Here is a 3,019-nt window from a genome sequence, read left to right as displayed (position 1 = left end):
CGGCAGCCACCTCGTGCGCGTGCCGCTGACGACGCTCGCCGACCAGTGGCGCGACGCCGGGTTCGTGCGCATCCACCGGTCCCTGCTCGTCGCCCTGGGACACATCGCCGAGTGGCGCACCGAGGGTGGCCGGACGACGGTCGTCGTCGGCGGGCACGAGCTCGGGGTCAGCCGTCGCCACACCCGTGCCCTGCGTGACCTGCTCGTCAAGCGGGCCCAGCCCGGCAGGGAGCGCCGATGACCCGGGACCCGGCCCAGCGGCATACGACAGGCCGGGGGACCCCGCCACAGCGAAGTGGCTCGAGGACCCCCGAGCTGCCACCACGCGTCACCATCACGTCCCCGCGCACCCGCGCCGCGCGCGCACGGCGCGTCTCGATCGCCTCCGAGATCGACGCCCAGAGCCGGCTCGGCGAGGTCTACGTCGACTCCCTCATGCGCAGCCAGCTGCGCCTCGCGCTCGCCGTCGTCGCCGCGCTCGCCTTCACCCTCGGGCTCGTCCCACTCGTCCTGCACCTCGTGCCGGCCTGGGGACGCATCGTCGTCCTCGGCATTCCCGTGCCGTGGGTCGTCCTCACCCTCGTCGCGTTCGTCGAGATCGTCACGCTCGGGGTCGTCTACGTGCGCCGTGCCGAGCGCAACGAGGACGCCTTCAGCGACCTGCTGGACCACCGGTGAGCACCGCCGCCAGCGTCGTCGCCGTCGTCCTCGTCTCGCTCGCGTCGCTCGGGGTCGGCGCGTTCGGCCTGCGGATCTCCCGGACGATCAGCGACTTCTACGTCGCCTCCCGCGTCGTCGGCCCCGTCCTCAACGCGTCGGCGATCAGCGGCGAGTACCTCTCCGCCGCGTCGTTCCTCGGCGTCGCCGGCCTCATCCTCGCCCGCGGGGTCGACATGCTGTGGCTGCCCGTCGGGTGGACGGCGGGCTACCTGCTCCTGCTCGTCTTCGTCGCCGCGCCGCTGCGGCGCTCCGGGGCCTACACGCTGCCCGACTTCGCCCAGCTTCGCGTCGAGTCGACGCAGGCGAGGCACGCCGCGAGCCTGCTCGTCGTCGTCATCGGCATGCTCTACCTCATCCCGCAGTTCCAGGGCGCCGGTCTCACCCTGCGCACGCTCACGGGGGCACCCCTGTGGGTCGGCCAGGTCGTCGTGGCCGTCATCGTCTCGCTCAACGTCCTGCCGGGTGGGATGCGCAGCGTCACCCTCGTGCAGGCCTTCCACTACTGGCTCAAGCTCGTCGCGCTCCTCACCCCGATCTTCTTCCTCGTCGGCGCGTTCCTCACGGGGGGCACGCCCGAGGTCATCGGCCGGCTCGACGCCGTCGACTGGGCCGAGCCCCTCACGGGGGACTACGCGCTGTACCTCACCTACTCGCTCGTCATCGCCACCTTCCTCGGCACGATGGGGCTGCCCCACGTCGTCGTCCGCTTCTACACCAACCCGGACGGCCGGGCGGCCCGGCGGACGACGCTTGTCGTGCTGGGGCTGCTCGGCGCGTTCTACCTGCTCCCCGTCGCCTACGGCATCCTCGGCCGGATGCTGGCCTCCGACCTCGTCGTGACCGGGCGCACCGACTCCGTCGTGCTGGAGCTCCCCAGCCGGATCTTCACCGGTGTGCTCGCCGACCTGCTCACCGCGCTCATCGCGGCGGGAGCCTTCGCCGCCTTCCTGTCGACGTCCATGGGACTCGTCGTCTCCGTTGCCGGCGTGCTCAGCCAGGACGTGCTGCGGCGGCGCACCGAGCTCGGGCAGGGGGTGAGCGCCTTCCGTCTCGCCACCCTCATCGCCGTGGCCGTCGCCCTGGGGCTGACCTTCATGTCCGCTCGCGTCCCCGTCGCCCACGCCGTCGAGCTCGCCTTCGCGGTGGCCGCCTCGACCTTCTGCCCGATGCTCGTCCTCGGCATCTGGTGGCGCCGGCTCACCGCCGTCGGCGTCATCGCCGGCCTCGCGGTCGGCGGATCGCTGTCGATGACGGCCGTCCTCACGACCCTGGTGGGCGTGAACGCCGACGGGGTCCTCGGGGCCGTCCTGACCCAGCCGGCCGCGATCACCGTGCCGGCCGCGTTCGCCACGATGGTCGGCGCCTCGATCGCCACGCGCCATCGCCAGCCGCCCCACGTGGCGCAGACGATGGTTCGCCTCCACGCCCCCGAACACCTCATCCTCAACCGGGGTCCGTTCAACCCCGAGGGCCACCAGGAGCAGCGACCCGATCGGCTGACCGCTCGTCGTTGATCACCGACCGTTCGTCGCACAGCCCCCACGCGCACGGCGACCCATGCGCACCGTTCACCGACGGGCCATCCGCGTCGGGTCCCGTTACCTGAGTCACACCTCCTACCGTGTGCCCACCCCCGACAACCACCAACGGAGGTGGCTTCCAGTGAGCAACGAGGCTCAAGCACCCGTGGCCGATGACCGGTTCGCGGAGCTGCAGAACTCCGAGGAGTTCATCGAACTGCGGCGCAGGTTCCGCAGGTTCGTCTTCCCCATGACCATCGCCTTCCTGGCGTGGTACTTCCTTTACGTCCTCCTGTCCGTCTTCGCCAAGGACTTCATGGGAACCCGGGTCTTCGGCGACATCACGTGGGGCCTGATCCTCGGGCTCCTCCAGTTCGTCACGACCTTCGCCATCACGATGTACTACGCCCGCTGGGCCGACCGCGAGTTCGACCCGCGCGCCGCGGCTCTCGCCGAGAAGATGGGAGACCTCCAGCGATGAGTGCGCTCGCCACCCTCGCCCCGACCGCGACGTCGGTCGGCAACCCGACCCTGAACATCGGGATCTTCATCATCTTCGTCATCATCACGCTGGCGATCGTCATCAAGGTCTCGCGAGGCAACCGCGGCGCCGCCGAGTACTACGCCGGCGGCCGCGCCTTCACGGGTCGGCAGAACGGCATCGCCATCGCCGGCGACTACCTCTCGGCCGCGTCCTTCCTCGGCATCGCGGGCGCCATCGCCCTCAACGGCTACGACGGCTTCCTCTACTCGATCGGCTTCCTCGTCGCCTGGCTCGT

At 70.9% G+C, this 3,019-nt stretch carries 5 protein-coding genes; all 5 read left to right on the top strand.

Annotated elements, in window-relative coordinates:
- Positions 1–241: LytTR family DNA-binding domain-containing protein (locus LOY02_RS18855; RefSeq protein ID WP_317183902.1), on the top strand; the 241-nt coding region annotated here is incomplete at its 5' end.
- Complete coding sequence (locus LOY02_RS18850) at positions 238–678, top strand: hypothetical protein (RefSeq protein WP_317183901.1); 441 nt, start codon at positions 238–240, stop codon at positions 676–678. The genes LOY02_RS18855 and LOY02_RS18850, both read left to right, overlap by 4 nt.
- Complete coding sequence (locus LOY02_RS18845) at positions 675–2,234, top strand: cation acetate symporter (protein WP_317183900.1); 1,560 nt, start codon at positions 675–677, stop codon at positions 2,232–2,234. The genes LOY02_RS18850 and LOY02_RS18845 overlap by 4 nt, the downstream gene beginning before the upstream one ends.
- A gap of 148 nt (positions 2,235–2,382) precedes the next feature.
- Positions 2,383–2,721: a DUF485 domain-containing protein gene (locus LOY02_RS18840; RefSeq protein ID WP_317183899.1), complete on the top strand. Its 339-nt coding sequence runs from the start codon at positions 2,383–2,385 to the stop codon at positions 2,719–2,721.
- Positions 2,718–3,019, top strand: a 302-nt coding sequence (locus LOY02_RS18835) for a sodium:solute symporter family transporter (RefSeq protein WP_410505983.1), incomplete at its 3' end; no start/stop codon positions are given. The genes LOY02_RS18840 and LOY02_RS18835, both read left to right, overlap by 4 nt.

The organism is Intrasporangium sp. (assembly GCF_032907665.1).
GTDB lineage: Bacteria > Actinomycetota > Actinomycetes > Actinomycetales > Dermatophilaceae > Intrasporangium.
This window is presented reverse-complemented; position numbering and strand designations above follow the sequence as displayed.